We start from the raw sequence: 16,436 nt of genomic DNA, 5'->3' as shown, positions 1-16,436 counted from the left end.
ATCGTGGAACAGCGGCCGCTACCAGCCGGTGGAACTTCGACGCGTAGGCACATACCGGCGGCGCTCTCGCGTGAGGCGAGCTGAATCGTGCGGCAGGAAGACCTGATGACTACGGCCTCGTCGGCCAGTGGATCGCACCTGCATCTTTCATCTTTCCAAACGCCCCACGACAACCAACCGGCGGAACCGGCCGCGTGGTCGCAGTTGGTCCTCACCCCATCCGGCATCATCCTCCGCCGGTTCAGACAGCCGATGTCCCGACCCCATCGGTGACCGCAACCCGCCGATCCCCGGACGGGCTTCCCCATCGCCGGTAGCCGCCGACCCTGTGTGTTCCGGCGACGCGCGGCGCATCCGGCGCATCGCACCTCAGCATCTTTGCTCGGTCCTATCCGCGAATCACGGAGCTGCGATTCTCGTGACAACTTCCCATTCCCGTGGCCCGCTGGGTCGCCCTGCCTCCTCCTGCCCTTCACCCCCCCGGTGGCGGCAGCCCGATGTGACCGACACGGCTTCCGGCAGGCCGCCAGTGGGCCGCCCGCTCGTACACGTGGAGGGACAGTGCCGGTGATCGGCAGGAAGATCCGAAGAAGGGGCAGGGTCGTGACGTCCCTGCTCGTCACCCTGTGCCTGCTTCTTCAGGTCGGCTTTCAGCCGGCGGCGAGCGCCGCGACCACGGTCACGCTGAACTTCGCGATGCCCGAGGGGTTCGATCGGGCCGAACTGACCGCGTGGGCGAACGAGTTCAACAACCGCAACGACCTCCTCAGCGAGACCATCCAGGAGGAGATCGCGGCGCATCCCGCCAACTTCCCTGGGGCGCGTGACCTGGAACCGCGCGAGTTCGACGGCGCCTTCACCGTGACGTCCACCGGCGTGTCGGTCACGGTGGAATCGGACGTGCACACCAGCAACCTGTCCTGGTGGGAGGAGGCGCTGATGTGGGTCAGCGTCACCGCCGGTGGACTCGTGTTCCGGGTGGTGTGCGTCATCGGCCTGGTCCCCGCGATGCCGGCGACTCCGAGCCTCGCCAAGGGGATTTGCGCTAGCCTGCAGGTGATCATCAGCAAGGGCATCGTCCTGTTGATCACGGTTCTCGAAGACGGGCCGGCAAGGGACTGGGCCTTCTGGGAGAGGGCGCTGGGATCCCTCATCGTCGACGCCGTCTCCGCGTTGGTCTGGGAGGTCTGGCTCGGCCCGTTCGCCATGAGCAAGGTCGAGAGCGGCTACTCGCTCAGCTCCGCCTTCGAGAAGATCCGCGACGGGTTCCTGTCGGTCGCGAACACGATCGAACGCTGGTGGGGCTCATCGGCCGGCTTCTTCAGGACGCTGGCCAATGTGGTGGGCGGACGCGGCCCCGGGACCGCGGAAAGTCTGCTCGAGCTGGCCACCGCACGAGGTTGGATGCCCCGCACGGCCAACCTGCGGGTGATGCCGATGGGCGATTCGATCACCGTGGGCTACGGAGGGATCGGCGACAGCACCGAGAAATACGTCGGTTACCGGCGCGAACTGCTGAGCGGGTTGCAGACGGCCGGCCACTCGGTGGACTTCGTCGGCTCCCAGGACTCGGGCGCGGGCTCCATCTCCGACTCCGACCACGAAGGCCACGGCGGCTGGCGGATCGACCAGATCGACGACATCGCCGAATGCACCGTACGCCGCAACCGGCCCAACGTCGTCCTGCTGCACATCGGGACCAACGACATGAACCGGAACTTCGACGTCGGGAACGCCCACCATCGGCTCGCCGCCCTGATCCGCAAGATCACCAATGCCGCTCCGGAGACCACGGTACTGGTCAGCGGGCTCGTACCGTCGCAGGACGACGCGATCAACGCGCGGATCGCCGCGTATAACTCCCGGATCCCGGACATGGCCAGGAATCTCGCCGCCGAGGGCCGGCGCGTGCGGGCCCTCAGCATGGGCGCCGTCACCGAGGCCGATCTGAGGGACAAGCTCCACCCCGGCCAGCGCGGCTACGACAAGATGGGGAGAGTCTTCCACAGCGCGATCAGCGCGGCGCTCCGTGAGCGTGTCATCGCCAGCCCGGTCGCCGGCAACCCGTCGGCGTGCCAGATGCCCCAGCCCGCCGACCCCGCCGAAGGCTGGAACGCCGTCGAGCAGATCTCCGCGGGATACGGCTACCTCCGTGACTGGGTGCGGTTCGCCGACATGGACGGTGACAACCGGGACGACTACGTGGTCCTCCAGGACCTGGGGCAGGTCCGAGCCTGGTTGAACGGCGGCGACGGCCGCAGCTGGACATGGAAGGGCGAGCTCAACGCCGGCTACGGCTACCCCCGTGACTGGGTGCGGTTCGCCGACATGGACGGCGACAACCGGGACGACTACGTGGTCCTCCAGGACCTGGGGCAGGTCCGAGCCTGGTTGAACAACGGCGTCGGCCAGAGCTGGACATGGAAGGGCGAACTCGCGGGCTATGGCTACCCGCGCGACTGGGTGCGCTTGGAGGATGTCAACGGCGACGGCCTCGACGACTACGTGGTCATCCAGGACCGCGGCGAGCTCCGGGCCTGGATCAACAACGGCCCGGGCAAGGGCTTCACGTGGCAGGGCGAGATCAACCCCGGCTACGGCTACCCCCGCGACTGGGTCCGCCTGGAGGACATCAACGCCGACAAGAAGGTCGACTACCTCGTCGTCCAGGACAACGGACAGGTCCGCGCCTGGCTCAACGACCTCGGCGGCAAGGGGTGGGTCTGGCAGGGCGCCATCATCGGCGACGTCGGAGTCGACCGGAACAACGTGAGACTCGCCGACGTCAACGGCGACCGGAAGGCCGACTACCTCGGGATCGGCCCCCTGGGCCAGATCGGCGCCTGGTTCAACGACCGCTACCCCGGTGGCCCCACCCCCGGCAACCCGGCGCCGGTCGACCCCGGCCCCCCGCCCGCCAGTCCCGGGGAGGGCTGGAACCACATCGTCCAGATCTCCGCGGGCTACAGCTATCCGCGTGACTGGGTGCGCTTCGCCGACATGAACGGCGACAACCGGGACGACTACGTCATCCTCCAGGACCTGGGCCAGGTCCGGGCCTGGCAGAACGACGGCACCGGTCAGAGCTGGACATGGAAGGGCGAACTCAACCCCGGCTACGGCTACCCCCGCGACTGGGTCCGCCTGGCCGACATGAACGGCGACAACCGGGACGACTACGTCATCCTCCAGGACCTGGGCCAGGTCCGGGCCTGGCAGAACGACGGCGACGGCCAGAGCTGGACATGGAAGGGCGAACTCAACCCGGGCTACGGCTACCCCCGTGACTGGGTGCGCTTGGAGGATGTCAACGGCGACGGCCTCGACGACTACCTGGTCCTCCAGGACGAGGGCGAGCTCCGCGCCTGGATCAACAACGGCCCCGGCAAGGGCTGGACGTGGAAGGGTGAGATCAACCCGGGCTACGGCTATCCGCGCGACTGGGTGCGCCTGGAGGACGTCAACGGCGACCGGAAGGTCGACTACCTCGTCGTCCAGGACAACGGACAGGTCCGCGCCTGGCTCAACGACCTCGGCGGCAAGGGATGGATCTGGCAGGGCCAGATCATCGGCGACGTCGGAGTCGACCGCGACAATGTGCGGCTCCACGACGTCAACGGCGACCGGAAGGCCGACTACCTCGGGATCGGCCCCCTGGGCCAGATCGGCGCCTGGTTCAACGACCGCTACCCCGGCACCCCGGACAACCCACCGCCCGCGGCCCCCATCCCACCCGACGGGTGGCCTCCGCTCTGCGTCGCCAACCGCTGCCCGTGACGCCTGCCTGAACGACCGCCAACCGGCCCGTGAGGAGGCCGACCACCTCCTCACGGGCCTCTCCGCAGCACGAAGAACGGCGAGAGGCCACGGCCCTTCCGCCCTCGCCGTCACGCCACCTGATCACGGCCCGCAATAGCGCATCTTGGACGAGGCGCATCGTTAGCGCTTGACTTTCACGCGTGGAAAACGTCATCGGAGTACCGAAATCTTCGGCCCTTGATTGCCGCGGAATACACGCGATCTGATTACCGGTCACGGCTACGACATGGCTGGCAGCCAATTGATTCCGGATCTCTGATCTTGTTCTTTAACCTCCGGATTGTTGTAGGGCGGCGAAGGTGCGGCCGCGTTTGATGGTCTTTCCCACGTCGTAGTGGGGTGCGGGGCGGCGATTGGGGATCGCGGGTGGACGTCCTGGGCCGGGCCGAGCGGGTTTGGGTGCACCGGCCGGTTGAGCGAGTGCAGGGTGCAGGTTCCGAAACCCGCGTCGGACCCGGGCGGGAGTGAGCTGGCCCCGTGCAGCCGCCTTCTCCCACGGGTGACGCAGGTCCTCGGTCAGACGGCGAGCCAGGCGCAGCTGGGTGTGAACGATGATGAGCAGCCAGGTTGTCAATCCCCTGAAAGCGTGGAGACGGTCCTATGCCACAGCGGCCCTCACCAGGGCCGATGACACTTGCCTCTTCTCGATCACCTGACGCTCGAATGTGACCGGCGGCAGCCCGTCGTTGGGGTGCCACCGGAATACGGCTGATATGGGCCGCCGAACCGCAGGGACTTCTCAGACACAGGTTTTCGGACGGCGTTTGCGCAGGCGGGCTCGCCGTCCGAGAACGCGTATGTTTCTGGACGGCGAGCGGCTGGCCTGGTAACGCCACAGGTCAGAGACCCGGCGGCCCGTTTCTGCCGTATTCGTGAACCGCCGCATATTGCATCAGATGCGAATTGGCGACGCCTTGCGCCCGATGGCTCGAACTCGACGAAGGGGCTGCTGTGTGCGCGTTTCGGCCGACTGCACTCTACCCATCCGAGCGCGGTCTGAGACAAGTGAGATGGATGGGAACCATACGCTGGCCTGGGACGCTAGACAGCCGTTCGCGTTGGATGCGAAACATTCGCATCCAACGCGAACGACGGAGAGTGACGGTGCCGAGGACGAACGACCGGCCCGGGTGCCGCTCGGCTGCAGCTGGCCGATGGGGTGGCATTGCTGCACCCCCAGGAGCAGGTGTTCGAAGCGATGGTGGACGGCTGGCGCAATCAGCAGCCGGCCAGGAATCTCGCCCTCTCGACGATCGACAAACGGACCGGCCGCCTTGGCGTCTTTCTCCGGCATGCCGAGGCATTCCCGTGGCAGCGGACGGCCCAGCACGCCGACGAATGGTTCGCCGACCTGCGCTCGGTGCACGGCTGCGCGCACTCGACGCTGCGCTCCTACCAGGACGCACTGCGTTCCTTCTGCCAGTACGTCATCGATCCGGCCTACGGCTGGGCAGAGGTCTGCCAGGAGCGCTTCGGCACGCATCCGATCCAGATCGTGCATGAGGGCAACTCCGCGACCCATGTCCAAGAAGTCGAGTCCCGGCCCAAGAAGCGGGCCTTCACCATCGATGAGCTGCAGGACTTCTTCGACTACGCCGACGAGCAGGTGACCACGGCCCGCGACCGGGGCCGCAAGGGCTGGCTGCCGGCCCCGGGACGCCACCTTGTTCAAGGTCGCCTACCGCGAGGCCCTCGGCCTGGATCCTGGCCTGGACTTCCATGGGCTGCGCCGTTCCTATGTCACCCACCTCATCGAGGCGGGCCGCGATCCGATGTTCGTCCAGTTCCAGTGCGGTCACGAGCACGCCAGCACCACGTCTCTCTACACCTGCGTCTCCTCCGACTTCCGCACCCGCACCCTGCGCCGGGCCTTGGATGAGACCCTGGCCGCCGCTCTCGAACCGCCCAGAAGGAAGACACGATGAAACGCCAGGTCAGCTACCGATGGCGGCTGTGCGAGGTCATGGCAGCCCACGGCATGTTCACCATCAGCGACCTCGTCCCACTGCTGGTCGAGCGCGGCATCGACCTGTCGGTCTCCCAGATCCACCGGCTGGCCACCGGCGTCCCGGAGCGCCTCTCACTTCCCGTTCTCGCCGCGCTCTGCGACATCTTCACCTGCACCCCGACCGACCTGATCGCCACCAAAGCCGAGAACGCCGTCGTTCGCAAGACCGCCACCGACGATGGGTCGGTCAACCTCAATGCACAGCGTCCTCCCGCCCGCAGACCGGCACCTGATGCTGTTCCAGCGGTGGCTGCGCGACACCCTCAACCAGATCACCGAACCCGATCGCCGGCAGATGGTGGCCAGATTCGCTACCTGGCGCTGCCTCCGCCGACTCCGGCGGTTCGCCGAAAAGAAACCGATCACCGAGAAGCAAACCCAGCAGGCCCGAGGTGAGATCCTGCAGGCCATTGCGTTCCTGAGCTGGATGGACCAGCGCGGCCGCACTCTCGCCACCTGCGGCCAGACCGACATCGACAGCTGGTATGCGGGTGCCTACACCGCCCGACGCCTTACCCACGCCTTCTCAGGTGGGCCATGCGGACCAAGCTCCTGCCCCGGCTGGCACTCCCGCACCACCCCACCACCAACCCCGCGCCCATCAGCCGGCAGCAGCGCCTGGCCGCCCTGCGCCGTCTCCTCGACGACGAACAGATCCCCCTGCTCACCCGGACCGCCGCCGTCATAGTGCTGCTCTATGCCCAGCCTTTGACTCGGATCCTGCGCCTGACGATCGATGATGTCCTTCATCACGACGGCCAGGTCAGCCTCCGCCTCGGGGACCCACCCACACCCGTCCCAGAGCCCTTCGCCACCCTGCTACTGGACCATCTCGGCCAGCGCCTCAACCTGACGACCGCGACCAATCAGAACTCCCGCCGGCTCTTCCCGGGCCGCCGCGGCGGCCAGCCCATGACCACCGACGCCATCGAACAACGACTGCGAACCCACCAGATCGTCACCCTCAACAGCCGGGCCGCCGCACTGCGGCACCTCGTTCTTCAGGCACCGGCACCGGTCATCGCCCGGATGCTCGGCTACACCGACCAGCAGACCAGACGCATCGCTACCGCCGCCGGCAGCCCCTGGAGCCGCTACGCCCCAGGCGACGACCACTCCCGTGACGACCACGAGCTCCACCACAGCCAAATAGGCGACAGTTGATTACGCGAGGTCGCCAGAGTGGCACCCCAGTCCGGGGGGCGTCAGGTCCGGGCCGGTGGCCAGACGCGCATCCGGCAGCCGCCGACCGGGCACAGCAGCGCCGGGTCGGCCTGGTCGACGGGGACGGCGCGGCCGGGGTCGAGGCGTCCGCCGCGGCGGGCGGTGGTCAGCGCGCAGGCGGCCTCGGAGACTCCGGCGTGCCGGACGACGGCGCGGTGCAGCCGGTCCAGGCGGGTCATGGGTCCGGCGTCGGCGGCGAGCGGCGGGGTGACGACGGGCCGGCCGCGGTCGCCGGGGATGCGGTAGGGGTGCATCTGGCCGCGCTTGAGGTCGGTCACGGCGTCACCGGGGGCCGGTCAGCTCGGCCAGGCGGGCGCGTGCGCCGGCCAGGAACCTCCAGGGTCTGGGGGGCGTCGGGCAGCTCGGTCAGCATCCGCTCATACAGCTCGACCTTGCGGCGGGCCAGGCCGATCTCCAGCATCCGGCACCGGTAGGGGTCGGTGGGCCGGTCGTTCCCGGTGAGCGGGCCGGCGGCCACTCGCCGTCCGGGCCCTCTGACCAGCGCGGACGCTCTACTTTGCGTCTGGTGACACCGGCCTGGGCGCCGGGCCCCAATGGCTGTTCCTGGGTTCCCCACCCCCGGTGGACAAGGCCTGTTCCTCCTCCAAGGCCGATTGTGCTCCGCCGCCACCGCCGGGCAAAGGAACGTTTGCCGGAGATGGGCCGCCTTGACGGCCGAACCGTCCCGGCCACGGGTCGGCAGGGGTAGGGCTCATACCGGTTGTGACAGCGACCGGGAGGTGACAGACATGCGAGCAACGCTCATGTACGGGGCGGGTGATGTGCGGATCGAGACGGTCCCGGACCCGGTGCTGCGGGAGCCGACCGACGCACTGGTACGGGTGGTGCGGGCCTGCGTCTGCGGGTCGGACCTGCACCCGTACCACACCATGCCGGCCACGACCGAGGGCACTCCGATGGGCCACGAGTTCGTCGGCGTCGTGGAGGAGACCGGCCCCGAGGTCACCACCGTGAGCAGGGGCGATCTGGTGATCGCACCGTTCGCGTGGTCGGACGGCACGTGCGAGTTCTGCCGGGAAGGCTTGCAGACCTCCTGCCTGCACGGCGGTTTCTGGGGTGCGGACGGGATCGGCGGGGGCCAGGCCGAGGCCGTCCGCGTCCCCCTGGCGGACGGGACGCTGGTCAAGGCGCCCGTCGGCGAGGACTCCGAACTCCTCCCCGGCCTGCTGACCCTGTCGGACGTGTACGGCACGGGCTATCACGCCGCCAAGAGCGCGGGCGTCGGCCCCGGCGATTCGGTCGTGGTGATCGGCGACGGCGCGGTCGGCCTGCTGGCGGTGCTGTCGGCCAGGCAGCTGGGCGCCGAGCAGATCATCCTGATGGGCCGCCACAAGGACCGTACCGGCCTGGGGGTGGAGTTCGGCGCCACCGACGTGATCGCCGAACGCGGGGACGAGGGGATCGCGAAGGTCCGCGAGCTGACCGGCGGTCACGGCGCGGCCAAAGTGCTGGAGGCGGTCGGCCACATGCCCGCCTACACCCAGGCCGTCGGCGTGGTCCGGCCCGGCGGGGTGATCTCCCGGGTCGGGGTGCCGCAGTACGACGACGCCCCGGTCGGATTCACCACCCTGTTCGGCCCGAACATCACCCTGACCGGCGGGCCGGCCCCGGCCCGCGCCTACATCGAGCGGCTGATGCCGGGTGTGCTGGACGGGACCGTCCAGCCCGGCAGGGTCTTCGACCGCACCATCGGCCTGGAGCAGGTGTCCGACGGCTACCGCGCCATGGACCGGCGCGAATCCCTCAAGGTCCTCATCCGGCCGTAGGAGCCGTACCGGGCCCGTGCCGCTGTTCTCAGGGTGCCCCGACGCTGTGGTTCGGCGCGGCGTGTCACCCACCCCGTGCGACGCCCCCGTCCGGCAGGGGGTCGGGGCGGTGATCCCCGAGTCCGCAGACCGGACCGGCGTCGTTCGTCGCGATCGGTCCTGGAGTGAGGGGGAGCAGGTGATCCGTCCACTCCGGCGGCTCCGTGGATCGGATCTGCTGGACCAGGCAGAGTACCTTCAACACTAAAGGACAACAGTAAAATTTTTTAGTATTCTCCTGATGTGTCAGATGGTCGCGCGGAGGTGGTTCGCATGTCGCTACAGATGGCCCTGCTCACTTTGATCAGTTCCGGAGGCCCGCGCAGCGGCTACGACCTCAACCGCGACTTCGAGGGCATCCTGAAGTTCGTCTGGCACGCCAAGCCCACCCAGGTCTATCCCGAGCTGCGGCGGCTGGCCGCCGAAGGACTCATCCGGGAGCAGGCCGAGGGCTCCCGGGGACGGCGCCCCTACGAGATCACCGAAGAGGGACTGCGCGTGCTCCGCGACTGGCTGACGACCACCTCGGCAGACCACTCCCAGCGCAACGAGACGGTGCTGCGCTCCTTCGCCCTGTGGCTCGTCCACCCCGAGGAGGCCCAGGCATTCCTGCGTGAGGAGATGGAGTACCACCGGGCGAGGCTGCGCGGAATGCGGGCCACGAAGAAGGGTCTCGACCCCGGCCGACCCGCTGATCGCGCGGCCCTGCTGGGTGTCGAAGCCGGAATCCGGCGGCTGGAGGCGATGGTCTCCTGGGCCGAGTGGGCGATCGACACCGTGGCGGACTGGCCCGCGGACACCGGCGACGCGCTCAGTGGGAGCGGAGCGGGCTGACGCCCGCCGCGACATCGCCCCCGGTTCCCCCCTTTTCCCTCCTCCCGGCACAGGAAGCCGCGAGCAGGCCCCGACAAGGAAGCAGAGCGACCATGAACACCGCCACCACCGCGGAGCAGACCCTCACCCTCGCCGACGGCCGGCGGATGGGATACACCGTCCTCGGTGACCCCTCCGGACGACCGTGCCTGCTCGTTCACGGCTACTCCTCCTCCCGCTGGGTGGCGGGATGGACCCTGCCCGACACTCTGCTGTACCGGCACGGCGTGCGCCTGGTCTCCGTCGACCGGCCGGGCTACGGCCGGTCGACGCCGCATCCGGACGCGGGATTCACCGCCTGGGCATGCGACGCCGCCGAACTCATCGCCCACCTCGGCTTCGGCCGCGTCGCCGTCATCGGCGTGTCCATGGGGGCCGGTCCCGCTCTGGCACTCGGCGCCGCCCATCCCGACCTCGTCACCGCCACGACCGTCCTGAGCGGTATGGCGCCGGTCGAGCCCGGAGAGCGATGGGCCCCCGCCAGCCGCGGGGACGCTCTCTACTGGCGCCTGGCCCGACGTGCTCCCCGGGTGCTGCGCCGGCTGTGCTCGCTCTCCGCCGTGATGACGGCCGCCGCCGCCCGCGGTGACACCGACAGACTCATCGCCCGTGTCCAGCGCGGTCTCCCCCCTGCCGACCGGGCGGTCTTTCGCGAACTGCTCGACGGTGCCGACAGCGGCGCGCGGGCCGCCTTCCTCGCCGACGTGCGGGAGAGCACCCGGCAGGGTGGGGCGGCCATGGCCGACGACCTGCGGCGGTACCTACGGCCCTGGGACTTCGATCCCGCCGACGTCGCCGGGCCCGTGCGCCTGTGGCACGGGCTCGACGACCCCAAGGTCCCGGTCGCGCTGGCCCGCCGGTTGGCGGACCGGCTCCCCGACGCGACGGCGACGTTCGTGCCCGGCGGCCATCTGGCTCCCTTCTCCCACCGCGACGAGATCATCGCTCCGCTGGGAGCGGCCGGGAGCCCGTCCGAGGACCGGTGAGCGGGACGCCCGGTGTCGTGGCGCGGGTCGTCGAGTCGGTGACCGCCCAGGCCCCCTGGACGGTCACCGGCGGATCAGGAGGACGACGGTTCGAGGACGAAGACCGGAATGTCGCGATCGGTCCTCTTGCGGTACTCCTCGTAGTCGGGCCAGGTCTGCACGGCCATGGCCCACCACTTCTCGCGCTCCTCGCCCTCGACGCGGCGTGCGACGTAGTCGCGGGCGACCGCGCCGTCCTGCAACGAGACGTGCGGGTCGGCCACGATGTTGTGGTACCAGAAGGGGTTCGTGGGCGCTCCTCCCTGGGAGGCGACGACGGCGTAGCGGGTGCCGTCGGTGATCCGCATCAGCGGCGTCTTACGGATCTTCCCGGATCTGGCGCCCCTGGTCGTGAGGATGACGACGGGGCGGTCCTGCAGGGTGTCGCCCTCCGCGCCGCCGGTGCGTTCGTAGAGCTCCACCTGCTCGGCAACGAAGCCGACCGGGCTGGGTTCGTACTCGCCGGTGAGTGGCATCGCGACTCCTCGGGCCGTGGGTGGTCAGTGTGCCCAGCATCGCACGGCGCCGCGGAGGGTTGTCTTCACGGCGACGGTGCCCCGGTGAGGCGGAGGCTGAGCTGCCAGAGCCGCGTTCTGACGTCCTGCCGGTAGGCGGTGGGGTGGGCACGGGCCTCCCGGGTGCGGTCGAAGAAACGGCCCGTGATGCCGGAGAGGTCGGCAGAGCCGACCAACCGCCAGGTCGCTTCGGTGCCGGCCTCAAGGGTGTCGACGCTGTGGTCGAGCGCGGCCAGCACGATTTTGGTGGGCATGTACGTGGCCGGATGCAGGCTGTTGACGGTGATGCGCTCGCCGCGTAGGCGTTCGGCCAGCTCGAACCCGGCGATGATCTGGGCGAGCTTGCTCTGCCGGTACGCCCTCACGGGGGTGTGGCCGTGTTCGAGCATGACGTCGTCGAAGTCGATCGGGTGCTGGCCGATGGAGGCGACGTTGACGATCCGGGCGTGCGGCGCGCGGCGCAGGAGCGGCAGCAGCCGCAGGGTGAGGTCGAATCCGGCGAGGTGGTTGACGGCGAAACGCAGTTCGTGGCCGTCGGCGCTGAGCCGCCGATGCTGGTCTCCCGGTCCTCCGAACCCGGTTCCGGCGTTGTTGACGAGCACGTCGAGCCGGTCGGTGACCGATGCCACCTCGCGGGCGAGGCGGCGGACCTGCGCGAGCTCGGACAGGTCCGCGCAGACGGTCACCGGCGGCGGGCAGTCGTGCCGACGGCAGACTTCCAGCGCGGCGCGGCGGAGCCTGCCGGGGTCGCGTCCGTGCAGGAGGAGACGGGTGCCGTCGGCCGCGAGCCGGTGGGCCAGGGCAAGGCCCAGCCCGTCGGTAGCACCGGTGATCATGACGGTCGGCGCCGGCGTCATTCCGGATCACCCGCGGCAGGGGCGGGCACGGGCGTCAGCGGGAGGTGCGGGACGTCAGGCGGGTCGAAGCCGAACAGCCGGCCGTAGAAACCGAGCTCGGCCTCCAGCGCGGCGGCGATGGTCGCGGGACGGCTGAAGATGTGCCCTTCACCGGCGAAGGTGAGCAGCTTGTGGGGAACCCGCTCCGCGGTCAGCGCGCGCGCCACCGCGTGCGCCTGCTCCAGCGGGACGACCGGGTCGTCCTGGCCGTGCAGCAGAAGCACCGGCCGGGTGACCGCGCCGAGGTGGGACAGGGGCGACCGGTCCAGGTAGGCGGCCCGATCCCCGGGCAGCCGCCCGATGAGCCCTTCGAGGTAGCGGGACTCGAAATCGTGCGTACGCCGCGCGAAGTTGCCGAGGTCGGCGACGCCGGCATAGGAGACTCCTCCGACGAACGGCGAGTCGGGCCGCGCCAGCGCCAGCAGCACGGTGAGCCCGCCCGCGCTGATGCCGCGGATGGCGATGCGCGACACCCTGCGGCGCTCGAGCAGGTCATGGGCGACGGCGATGCAGTCCGTGACGTCGGCGTCGCCCCACCGTCCGCGAAGTGCCGTGCGGTAGCGGCGTCCGTGACCGCTCGATCCGGTGTAGTCCACGGCGACGAAGGCGAGACCGCGGCTGGTGAAATAGGCGACCTCGCCCTGGTAGTGCTGCGGGAAGGACGCGGTGGGGCCGCCGTGAACCCACATGACGGCCGGTGGCGCGGCGTGGTCGGGCAGCCGGTGCCGCGGCGCGGTCGGCGGGTGGAAGTGCACCGGCACGTCCGCGGTGCCGGTGCGGACGGTGAGACGGCGCGGCCGTGGCGTCCAGGCGGGATCGGGCTGGGGCGGCGCCGTGAGGACGGTCCAGGCACCGGTCGCGGTGTCGACGCCGACGAGGGACGGCGCGCGGTCGTCCGCGGCGGCCACCCCGACGACGGTGTCACCGTCGGCGTCCAGCCAGGGCAGCCAGGTCGTGAACGGGCACTCGATGGGGGTCGCGGTGCCGTCCGGGGCGAGCAGGTACGGCCGGCCGCCGCCCACCACGAACGTGCGACCCTCGGGCAGGGAGACGTGGTTGCGGAAGCCCAGTTGCCACAGGGGGACACCGCACTCCCGCGGCGCCGGCCACATCGGTGCGGGCTCGCCGGCGGTGAGCGGGCGGGTGACCGGCACCGCGGCGAGGTTCCACCACCCCGACCGGTCGGTCGCAACGCACACCGTGTCGTCGTCCATCCACGACGGTGCGAGGACCGACTCCTCCGGGCCGCCCGGTCCCGCCGTCACGGCGTGGAGGGCGGGGCGCCCCTGGTCGAACGTCAGCGCCGCCGTCCGCAGCATGGTCCCGTCCCAGGGCATCCGCGGATGGTCCCAGGTCAGGAACGCGATGCGCCGTCCGTCCGGTGAGACCGCCGGGGCCGCGACGAAATCCGACCCGGTCCACAGGTCCACGACCGCACCGGATCCGTCCAGCGCGACCGCGACCAGCGCGTGCGTCACCCGGTCGCGGTGACGCTCGGCGACGCACACGATCCACCCGGTGCCGGGCAGCGCGGCCGGTTGCGCGTACCGGTCGGCCAGGCCGCTGTCCGCCGTCAGGGGAGCGGCCACGCCGTCGTCCACCCGGTACAGGCGCTGGTCGGCGAAGTCGCTGGTCACCAGGGTCTCCCCGATGACCGTCCAGCACTGCCCGCCGTACTCGTGCAGACGGGTACGGGCGTCGATCCGGTGGGGAAGCATCTCGCGTGCCGGGCCCTCGCGGTCGCGGCGGAACACGCTCATCCGGCCGGTGCCGTCGGGCGTGGTCTGGGCCCACCACACCGTGTCCCCCCGGTCGCGGACGACGACGCCGCCGTAACGGACCTGCCCCGTGGCAACGGCCGCCGCGGTGAGCGGGCTGGGCCACGCCCCCGGCGGCATGGCGGGCCGGGCCGTGCGGGGTGCGCGGGCCGGCCGGGACGCGGCGGCGTCAGCGGGCCGCGAGGGCATCGATCTCGACCCGGAAATCGGGGCTGACCAGGCCCTGGACGAACACCAGCGAGCACGCCGGCGGCCGTGAGGTGTCGATGTACCTGTCCCGTACGCGGCGGAAGGCGGCGAGGTCGGCGCGGTCGGTCAGATACACGGTCAGCTTCACCACGTCGCGCATGCCGACGCCGGCGGCGGCGAGCGCGGTGGCGAGGTTCGTGAAGACCTGGGTGATCTGCCGCTCGGCGTCGCCCGCACCCACCAGGTTCCCGTCCCGGTCCAGTGGCACCTGCCCGGACACCAGGACGCCGGGCCCGTCGTGGACGACCACATGACTGTATCCGTTGGTGGGAGGGAGCCCGTCCGGCCGGAGGTGGTGTTGTCTCATTCGTATCCGTCCTTGTTGTGTTCGCGTTGGTTTCCGGTGCGGCATCCGGCCGTGTCCGCGGCCCGCGGCATCACGGGCGTCCGGGCCGCCGCCCGCTCAGCCGGCGGCCTCGAGGCGTTCGACGCCGACCGTGCGGCAGTCCATCTCGTATTCCAGGCCGGCGACCGGGGGCCGCGCCGGATGCCACGTCACACCGCGGTGCGGTGCGAACTCCGCCACCGGGCCGGCCAGCACCGCGTGGACGTCGTGCACGGAGTAGACCTGCACGACCTGCGGCACCGCGCCGCCCACACCGAGGCCGGCCATCCGGCCGCCCAGCTGCCCGAGCACGAATCGTGCCTTCTCCAGCAGCCCTTCGCCCGTCACGTCACCCGGGGCGACGACATGGTCATGGTAGTTGCCCAGACCTTCGGGGACCTCGGCGCTGCCGGACACGACGAAGTCGGCGACCCGGCCGCCGCCGGGTTCGGCGAAGCAGAAGGCATGCAGGCTCGGCTCGCGGACCAGGCCCGGGGCCGGGCACACGTTGGTGCGGGCGACCGGGCTGTCGTCACCGTGCGGCGCGACGCCGGCCGCCGCCAGGGCGGCCACGTACCGGCTGTTGAACGCGGTGAACTCCGCTTCGGTGAACGGGGCCGGTGTCCGCAGTTCGCAGGCGCACAGCGCCGCCGCCGGCCGGCCCGCGGCCCGGATGATCTCCGTCGCCCGGCGCACCCCCTCCTCCAGCGGCATCGGCGTGGAGAACTGGATCCGGGTCAGACGGTGGCCGCTCGTCGCGACCACACCCCCGGAGTACTGCCTGACACCGCGCAGAAAGGCGTAGCCGAACGGGGTCGGCACGAGATCGAACACGACGCATCCTCACACATCAGCGGCGGCGGAAGGAGCCGTGCCCGGCCCGCCGCACCGGGTTGCCCATCAGCTTCGCATTCTCGATTCCGATGAGCTACGACAAGTTGTGGTAGGTTCATTGCGAATTTTTCGCAAGCTCAAGGGGTGTGCCGGTGCACGCGATGGAATCGGCGGCGCTCCGTTACTTCCGCGAAGTCGCCGCCACGGGTTCGGTGACGCGTGCCGGCGCGAATCTGTTCGTCGCACCCAGCGCGGTCAGCCGTCAGATCCGCCTGCTGGAAGACGACCTCGGCGTTCCGCTGTTCACCCGCGGCGCCCGCGGAATGACCCTGACCGCCGCCGGGCACCACGTCCTGGAGTTCGCGACGCACACCCGGCAGCGCGCCGCCGACCTCCGCGCGGAACTCGACGCCGACCGGCACGGTGTGCGCGGACACGTCGTCATCGCCACCGTCGAAGGGCCGCTGAGCCGATACATCCCGGACGCGCTCGCCGCGCTGGCCCCCACCCACCCCGACGTCCGCATCGACGTCCGGGTCGCCGGCTCCCACGACGTCGGCGCCGCGGTCGCGGAGGGGAGCGCGCACCTCGGGTTCGTCTTCGGGCCCCCGACACGCTCGGACATCGTCACGCTGAGAGACCAGCCGCTGCCGCTGTCCCTCATGGTCCGCCCCGGCCACCCGCTCGCCGGCAGGCCGGCATGCTCACTGCGCGACCTCGGCGATCACCCTGTCGCCCTGCCCGGACAGCACTTCGGGATCAGACAGGAGGTGGACCGCGCCTGCGCCGAGACCGGCACCCACCTCAGGATCAACTACGAGGCGAACTCGCTCGCCCTGCTGCGGGACATCGCGGTACGCACGGGGACGGCGATCTTCATGACCGCCGAGGACACCGCCCCCGAACTGGCGCGGGGGACGCTGGTCCGCGTCCCCCTCACCGACCGGCGACTGACCGCGACCCGCCTGACCCTGGTGAAAGGGCTCACCCCCTACAGCTCACCCGCCACGAGGATCGTCGGCGACGCACTGCTCGCGGCCATGAACGGCTCCCGATGAAGGCGG

The 16,436-nt window shown here is 70.3% G+C and carries 15 protein-coding genes; 8 read left to right on the top strand and 7 right to left on the bottom strand.

The window, feature by feature from the left end; translation table 11 throughout:
* Positions 1–603: 603 nt before the first annotated feature.
* From F4562_RS01340 to F4562_RS01325, 4 genes are all read left to right on the top strand, one after another.
* Entirely contained in the window at positions 604–3,777 is a 3,174-nt protein-coding gene (locus tag F4562_RS01340) for an FG-GAP-like repeat-containing protein (RefSeq protein ID WP_184546297.1), read from the top strand.
* Positions 3,778–5,483: 1,706 nt separating this feature from the next.
* Entirely contained in the window at positions 5,484–5,744 is a 261-nt protein-coding gene (locus F4562_RS34050) for a tyrosine-type recombinase/integrase (RefSeq protein WP_221207692.1), read from the top strand.
* On the top strand, positions 5,741–6,223 hold the full coding sequence (locus F4562_RS34045) for a helix-turn-helix domain-containing protein (RefSeq protein WP_221207691.1): 483 nt from the start codon (positions 5,741–5,743) through the stop codon (positions 6,221–6,223). The genes F4562_RS34050 and F4562_RS34045 overlap by 4 nt, the downstream gene beginning before the upstream one ends.
* A 141-nt stretch (positions 6,224–6,364) precedes the next feature.
* Positions 6,365–6,991: a site-specific integrase gene (locus F4562_RS01325; protein WP_184546295.1), complete on the top strand. Its 627-nt coding sequence runs from the start codon at positions 6,365–6,367 to the stop codon at positions 6,989–6,991.
* Between the two features lie 41 nt (positions 6,992–7,032).
* Here F4562_RS01325 and F4562_RS01320 read toward each other — a convergent pair whose 3' ends face one another.
* Positions 7,033–7,329 carry a hypothetical protein gene (locus F4562_RS01320; protein WP_184546294.1) on the bottom strand — a complete coding sequence of 99 codons (297 nt, stop codon included), beginning with the start codon at positions 7,327–7,329 and terminating at the stop codon, positions 7,033–7,035.
* Positions 7,326–7,529 carry a hypothetical protein gene (locus tag F4562_RS01315; protein WP_184546292.1) on the bottom strand — a complete coding sequence of 68 codons (204 nt, stop codon included), beginning with the start codon at positions 7,527–7,529 and terminating at the stop codon, positions 7,326–7,328. The genes F4562_RS01320 and F4562_RS01315 overlap by 4 nt, the downstream gene beginning before the upstream one ends.
* 271 nt (positions 7,530–7,800) lie before the next feature.
* Here F4562_RS01315 and F4562_RS01310 point away from each other — a divergent pair, with 271 nt between their 5' ends.
* The 3 genes from F4562_RS01310 (at position 7,801) to F4562_RS01300 (ending at position 10,736) form a co-directional block, all read left to right on the top strand.
* Complete coding sequence (locus F4562_RS01310) at positions 7,801–8,838, top strand: zinc-dependent alcohol dehydrogenase family protein (protein ID WP_184546290.1); 1,038 nt, start codon at positions 7,801–7,803, stop codon at positions 8,836–8,838.
* Between the two features lie 312 nt (positions 8,839–9,150).
* Entirely contained in the window at positions 9,151–9,711 is a 561-nt protein-coding gene (locus F4562_RS01305) for a PadR family transcriptional regulator (protein ID WP_184546287.1), read from the top strand.
* 92 nt (positions 9,712–9,803) lie between these two features.
* Complete coding sequence (locus F4562_RS01300; RefSeq protein WP_184546285.1) at positions 9,804–10,736, top strand: alpha/beta fold hydrolase; 933 nt, start codon at positions 9,804–9,806, stop codon at positions 10,734–10,736.
* A 74-nt stretch (positions 10,737–10,810) separates the two neighbouring features.
* Here the strand turns inward: F4562_RS01300 and F4562_RS01295 are convergent, their stop codons facing one another.
* The 5 genes from F4562_RS01295 to cnbZ all read right to left on the bottom strand — a co-directional run bounded on the left by F4562_RS01295 (position 10,811) and on the right by cnbZ (position 15,372).
* On the bottom strand, positions 10,811–11,251 hold the full coding sequence (locus F4562_RS01295) for a nitroreductase family deazaflavin-dependent oxidoreductase (RefSeq protein WP_184546283.1): 441 nt from the start codon (positions 11,249–11,251) through the stop codon (positions 10,811–10,813).
* Between the two features lie 65 nt (positions 11,252–11,316).
* On the bottom strand, positions 11,317–12,147 hold the full coding sequence (locus F4562_RS01290) for an SDR family NAD(P)-dependent oxidoreductase (protein ID WP_184546281.1): 831 nt from the start codon (positions 12,145–12,147) through the stop codon (positions 11,317–11,319).
* Positions 12,144–14,153: a S9 family peptidase gene (locus F4562_RS01285; RefSeq protein WP_184546279.1), complete on the bottom strand. Its 2,010-nt coding sequence runs from the start codon at positions 14,151–14,153 to the stop codon at positions 12,144–12,146. The genes F4562_RS01290 and F4562_RS01285 overlap by 4 nt, the downstream gene beginning before the upstream one ends.
* Positions 14,134–14,520, bottom strand: coding sequence for a RidA family protein (locus F4562_RS01280; RefSeq protein ID WP_184546277.1), 387 nt, complete (start codon positions 14,518–14,520; stop codon positions 14,134–14,136). The genes F4562_RS01285 and F4562_RS01280 overlap by 20 nt, the downstream gene beginning before the upstream one ends.
* A 96-nt stretch (positions 14,521–14,616) precedes the next feature.
* Positions 14,617–15,372: a 2-amino-5-chloromuconate deaminase CnbZ gene (cnbZ, locus tag F4562_RS01275; protein WP_184546275.1), complete on the bottom strand. Its 756-nt coding sequence runs from the start codon at positions 15,370–15,372 to the stop codon at positions 14,617–14,619.
* 161 nt (positions 15,373–15,533) lie between these two features.
* Between cnbZ and F4562_RS01270 the strand changes: the two genes are divergently transcribed.
* On the top strand, positions 15,534–16,430 hold the full coding sequence (locus F4562_RS01270; RefSeq protein WP_246473666.1) for a LysR family transcriptional regulator: 897 nt from the start codon (positions 15,534–15,536) through the stop codon (positions 16,428–16,430).
* The last annotated feature ends 6 nt before the right edge of the window (positions 16,431–16,436 follow it).

Source organism: Streptosporangium becharense (assembly GCF_014204985.1).
Lineage (GTDB): Bacteria > Actinomycetota > Actinomycetes > Streptosporangiales > Streptosporangiaceae > Streptosporangium > Streptosporangium becharense.
Note: the sequence above shows the minus strand (reverse complement) of the source record. Positions and strands in the feature narration are given on the sequence as shown.

Coding starts and splice junctions, on each gene's coding strand:
- F4562_RS34045 (WP_221207691.1), top strand. CDS start 5,741: ATGAAACGCCAGGTCAGCTACCGATGGCGGCTGTGCGAGGTCATGGCA.
- F4562_RS01325 (WP_184546295.1), top strand. CDS start 6,365: ATGCGGACCAAGCTCCTGCCCCGGCTGGCACTCCCGCACCACCCCACC.
- F4562_RS01310 (WP_184546290.1), top strand. CDS start 7,801: ATGCGAGCAACGCTCATGTACGGGGCGGGTGATGTGCGGATCGAGACG.
- F4562_RS01305 (WP_184546287.1), top strand. CDS start 9,151: ATGTCGCTACAGATGGCCCTGCTCACTTTGATCAGTTCCGGAGGCCCG.
- F4562_RS01300 (WP_184546285.1), top strand. CDS start 9,804: ATGAACACCGCCACCACCGCGGAGCAGACCCTCACCCTCGCCGACGGC.
- F4562_RS01295 (WP_184546283.1), bottom strand. CDS start 11,251: ATGCCACTCACCGGCGAGTACGAACCCAGCCCGGTCGGCTTCGTTGCC.
- F4562_RS01290 (WP_184546281.1), bottom strand. CDS start 12,147: ATGACGCCGGCGCCGACCGTCATGATCACCGGTGCTACCGACGGGCTG.
- F4562_RS01285 (WP_184546279.1), bottom strand. CDS start 14,153: ATGCCCTCGCGGCCCGCTGACGCCGCCGCGTCCCGGCCGGCCCGCGCA.
- F4562_RS01280 (WP_184546277.1), bottom strand. CDS start 14,520: ATGAGACAACACCACCTCCGGCCGGACGGGCTCCCTCCCACCAACGGA.
- F4562_RS01270 (WP_246473666.1), top strand. CDS start 15,534: ATGGAATCGGCGGCGCTCCGTTACTTCCGCGAAGTCGCCGCCACGGGT.